This is a genomic window from Hominisplanchenecus sp., from assembly GCF_046967715.1.
GTDB lineage: Bacteria > Bacillota > Clostridia > Lachnospirales > Lachnospiraceae > Hominisplanchenecus > Hominisplanchenecus faecis.
In genome coordinates, this window is record NZ_JBKVNQ010000104.1 from 1 (window position 1) to 4,712 (window position 4,712).

Annotated in this window: 6 protein-coding genes; 1 reads left to right on the top strand and 5 read right to left on the bottom strand. The window is 44.0% G+C overall.

Annotated elements, in window-relative coordinates:
* A partial coding sequence (locus ACLTL4_RS10940) for a TIGR03960 family B12-binding radical SAM protein (RefSeq protein ID WP_412320539.1) occupies nucleotides 1-1,219 on the bottom strand: 1,219 nt, incomplete at its 3' end.
* A gap of 197 nt (nucleotides 1,220-1,416) precedes the next feature.
* On the opposite strand from ACLTL4_RS10940, the gene ACLTL4_RS10945 reads away from it, so the two are divergent.
* Nucleotides 1,417-2,151, top strand: a complete 735-nt coding sequence (locus ACLTL4_RS10945) for a PIN domain-containing protein (RefSeq protein ID WP_173897099.1) — start codon at nucleotides 1,417-1,419, stop codon at nucleotides 2,149-2,151.
* A 50-nt stretch (nucleotides 2,152-2,201) separates the two neighbouring features.
* Here ACLTL4_RS10945 and ACLTL4_RS10950 read toward each other — a convergent pair whose 3' ends face one another.
* The 4 genes from ACLTL4_RS10950 to ACLTL4_RS10965 all read right to left on the bottom strand — a co-directional run.
* Nucleotides 2,202-2,891 (bottom strand): ClpP family protease, encoded by a 690-nt coding sequence (locus ACLTL4_RS10950; protein ID WP_412291088.1) that lies wholly within the window; start codon nucleotides 2,889-2,891, stop codon nucleotides 2,202-2,204.
* A gap of 131 nt (nucleotides 2,892-3,022) precedes the next feature.
* Entirely contained in the window at nucleotides 3,023-3,490 is a 468-nt protein-coding gene (locus tag ACLTL4_RS10955) for a response regulator (protein ID WP_412291089.1), read from the bottom strand.
* A 75-nt stretch (nucleotides 3,491-3,565) separates the two neighbouring features.
* Entirely contained in the window at nucleotides 3,566-4,342 is a 777-nt protein-coding gene (locus ACLTL4_RS10960; protein WP_173895346.1) for a CFI-box-CTERM domain-containing protein, read from the bottom strand.
* A gap of 45 nt (nucleotides 4,343-4,387) precedes the next feature.
* On the bottom strand, nucleotides 4,388-4,712 hold a 325-nt coding region (locus ACLTL4_RS10965), incomplete at its 5' end, for a YebC/PmpR family DNA-binding transcriptional regulator (protein ID WP_412320540.1).

Sequence of the window (4,712 nt, forward strand, 5' to 3'; positions counted from 1 at the left end):
AAAGTTTTACTTTATTCCAGCCGCCGTCAAATGCCTTTCCGGCACCATCCAGAATCACTTCTTCTGTCAGTCCTTTGTTGATGACGTTACGCAGTCTCTGAGAACCGGCTTCCGGTGCAAACGTCAGGCTACTTTTTTTGATGTCCTGAACTTTGCTCATAACGTCCAGTGAGAACGCATCGATTCGCAAGGACGGAAGGGAAATGTTTACACCTGTTTTCTCGAACTCATCGATCAGGAAATTTACAATCCCGGCAAGATCTGAGTAGTCACTGGAACTCAAAGAGCTTAAGGAAATTTCTTCGTGTCCGGTACTCTTTAACATGGCATAGGCATATTCTTTGAGCATTTCAAGGTCACGCTCTCTGGTCGGACGGTAGATCATACCTGCCTGGCAGAAACGGCAGCCGCGGATGCAGCCACGCTGAATCTCCAGTACGACACGGTCCTGTGTACATTTGATAAACGGAACAACCGGTGTTTTCGGATAAGAAGCATTTGTCACATCCATAACGATCTGTTTTTCGACGGTTTTCGGTACATCATCATAAACCGGTTCAAAGGCTGCAATGGTACCGTCCTCGTGATAAGATACTTTATAAAGAGACGGAACATAAATACCGGCAATATGTGATGCCTGATGGAGAAACTCTTCACGGCTCCAGCCTTCCTTTTTTGCTTTTTTGAAAAGTTCCAGCAGTTCATCGTAAACGACTTCGCCTTCTCCGATATAGAAAATATCAAAGAAATCTGCCAGAGGCTCTGGATTGTAAGCACATGGACCTCCGCCGATCACGATCGGATCGTCCCAGGTACGGTCAACTGCCATCATCGGGATACCGGAAAGATCCAAAATCTGTAAAATGTTGGTATAACACATCTCATACTGGATCGTGATTCCAAGAAAGTCAAAATCCTTGATCGGATCCTGGGACTCCAGGGCAAACAGCGGAATGTGTTCCTTGCGCATCACGGCATCCAGATCGGTCCATGGGGAATAGACACGCTCACACCAGGTATCCTCCCGTTTGTTGAACATATCATACAGAATCTGAATACCGAGATGTGACATACCGATCTCATAGACATCCGGGAAGCACATGGCAAAGCGGATGTCCACGTCCCTGCTCTTCATAACGGCATTTACTTCATTTCCAATATAACGGGCAGGTTTTTCTATACTTAATAAAATTTCATCTCTTAAAGCTAATTTTCTCATTGAATCATTTATCCTTATTTCTGTGCATAGTCTGTATATTTGGTTGACGGTTACTTGCAGAAATTATTTTTTCGCATTTTTTTATCATATAACACAATCGGATATTCGTCAACAGCCACACCCTGTCACTTGACAGTTTCTGCATTCTTTTTTACAATAAAGATAACGAAATTTTTGTTTGGAAAGGCAACGATAATATGAATTTATATCTGATTGATTATGAAAATGTTACAGACACCGGTTTTATGGGTGTAAAAGAACTGACCGCCGAGGACACGGTGATTGTCTTCTACAGTCAGCATACGAAGAATATTTCTTTTGAGCGTCACATTGAGCTTTCTCAGTCTCCTGCTCATTTTGAATACATTAAGATTTTAAAGACCGGAAAAAATTATCTGGATTTCCAGCTCTCGACTTATCTTGGTTTCCTGATCGGAAAGGACAAACCGGAACATGTTTATATTATCACGAACGATACCGGATATGACAGCGTGATCGACTTCTGGAGTGATAAAAATATCGATATCATCCGCCAGAAATCCATTGTGCCTCCGGCTCCACTCTCGCTTCCGGCAAATATCCCACCGCAGATGGTCGTCCGGAAGCAAAAGCCAGATGCTGCTTTAGCACAGACCTCATCGGTCGCATCGACATCCGCAGCACCGACCAGACCGGCCACATCCGGAAGGAAAACAAAGGCTTCCGCATCTCCGGATCTTCCGGAAGCATGGCGGAAAAAGGTGCGGATGGCAGTCAAATCGGATAAACTTGCACCGAGCAGCTATTCGGTAGTCTACCGTGCAATCTCCGGAAGCCAGAATAAAACAGAGCTGAACAATCAGCTGGTTAAGGCATTTCAGAGTTCAAAAGGCGGACGCGTTTATGGTCACGTCCGCGAGATCTTTGAACAGTACAGCAAAGAGAGCAATTAAAGTGCATCTACTTTGACCTGAATTTCAGCAACTGCTCTTTTGGAAACTTCTTATGCTTCCTGGTGGCTCTGCTGGATCATCTCATGCAGTTTTGTGATCGCTTCATGGATTCCGCCGATCTGATTGATGATTCCTTCTTTTACAGCCTGTTCTCCGACCAGAATGGTTCCGAGATCTTTTGTCAGCATGCCGGTATCGAGCATCAGTTCTTCGAGACGTTCTCTCTTTGCCTCGCAGTGACTGGAAATAAAACCTAAAATGCGATTCTGCATCTGTTTGAAATAATCATAGGTCTGTGGGGCTCCAATGATTGTTCCATTCATACGGACCGGATGGATGACCATCGTTCCGGTCGGGACAATAAAGGAATAATCGGTAGAGACAGCGATCGGCACACCGATTGAATGGCTGCCGCCAAGTACCAGAGAAACAGTCGGCTTGTCGATTGATGCGATCATTTCTGCGATGGCAAGACCGGCTTCCACATCGCCGCCTACAGTATTCAAAAGAACGAGCAGTCCCTGGATATCACTGCTGTCCTCAATGGCAGCAAGCTGAGGAAGGACGTGCTCGTACTTTGTAGTTTTTGTATTGGAGGAAAGGCATTCGTGTCCTTCGATCTCTCCGATCACAGAAAGCAGGTGAATGTTGTGTTCCAGTTTGGTCTGACCGTATTCTCTGATCTGCTCATTTTTTTTAGTTTCTGTGTTTTCGCTGTTGCTGTTTTCTTTTTCCGCCATAGTGTATCCCCTTTCTGATCCAGGTCTGTCATTTTGTATGATACAGAACCTGATATGCAAGCTTTGGCATTCTGCTGACAGCATAACCGGAAAAGAGAAAATTTATACGGATTTTTAAGAACAGACCTGTTTCAGTTCTTCAAACGTTCCTCGGAAAGTTCCACTTCTTCCATTGGATAAGAACGGTGCAGGGATTCTTTCTGGCTGTTTTCTGCCTCAATCTTTCCATGCTCCGCATGTTCGATCTTGCCAAACAGCGAGATAAACTGACTGATCTCAAACGGCGTGATCAGATAGTCATCGACACCAAGCAGAAAACTTTTTCGCACGATCTTAAATTCCGCCGTCTGCCCGACCATCGCGATTGCCTGACAGAGCTTTTCCTGCCGGATGGTCTGCAGAAGGTTTAAAACCGGGTAATCCGGTGTTGCTTCCAGCAAAACCAGTTGATACCTGTTTTTACGCAGGTGCTCTATCAGTGTCGCAAAATCAGAAGTGACCTCACAGATCTCAAAACCGGTAGACGCACCCCAGATGTGAAGCCTTTTCAGTTCCTGCAGAAGCATATTGTTTTTTATGGCTGTTAATACGTTGTACATAGGTCACCTCCTTTTCTTTTGAATCAGCAAAAGCGGAACTCTTAAAAAAGTTCCGCTTTTTTTTAGGATGTAGAATTACTGTTCTTCAAAGAAATATTTTTTCTGCATATCACGGACCATGGAAATATAAAGATCTTTGCACGCCTCATTTTCTCCGCGTTCGATCATACCAAGGCAAGGGGAAAGATAAGTATCCCATATGTTCCGGTAAATTTCTTTTGCATCTTTTCTCTGATCAATATGTTTTACAATGGTAGGAGCCAGATCATAATATTCATAAACGATCGCTTCTCCGTTTTCCTGCTCCATCAAATAATGGTCGCGGTAATTTCGGAAAAGGTTCAGCTCATAACAATCATCCGGTTTGCCAAATGTTCTGCACACTGCTGTGGTGATGTAACAGAATTTCCGTTTAAATCCAGAATTGATCTGCTTAAAAGTAGAAGCTTTGAGATTGGTTTTCGGAAAATGTGCTTTCCAGGCTTCCAGAATCTTTTTGGAAAAAAGATTCGCAGGTGCTTTGTTCATCTCAAGAACAGCCGGAAGCGTATAGATTACCAGGCACATATTCAGGTTTGCAGCCAGTTTCTCTTTTGCATTTTTCTTTTCCTCTTCGGCAATTCGCTTTTCAGCAGAATTTGCAAGCTCTTCTGCCATATTGGTCAGAAACTGTTCTTTATCAATAACCTGAAGATAGCCATCCTCGACTGCTTTTAATGTCGCTTTGTGTTTGTTGCAGTAGCGTTTAAATGAATCCGGATAGCGTTCGAACGTGAAATTTTCCATGACATGTTCTTGTTCATCCAGCAATGCCGGCATCCCTGCAAAAGCTATGGTATAATTACTGCTCATATATCACAATCCTCATTAAACGGACTTTTTATCCGCCTTGTCGTTTTATTCATCCAGATTGGTATATACCGCCTGAACATCATCGTCTTCTTCGAGCAGATCCAGGGTACGCTGAAGGTTCTTCAGAGCAGTCTCATCATCAAGAGCAACATAATTCTGAGGGATCATGGTCTCTTCTGCCTGAGCCATCGGGATCTTTTTGGCTTCGAGAGTTTCTCTTACGGCCTCCAGATCATCTGGTGATGTCAGGATCTCAAAGCTGTCTTCTTCTTCGGAAAAATCCTCTGCACCTGCATCCAGAGCCAGCATCATCAGGTCGTCTGCATCCATATCACATTCTTCTTTATCGATCACGATCTGACCTTTGCGG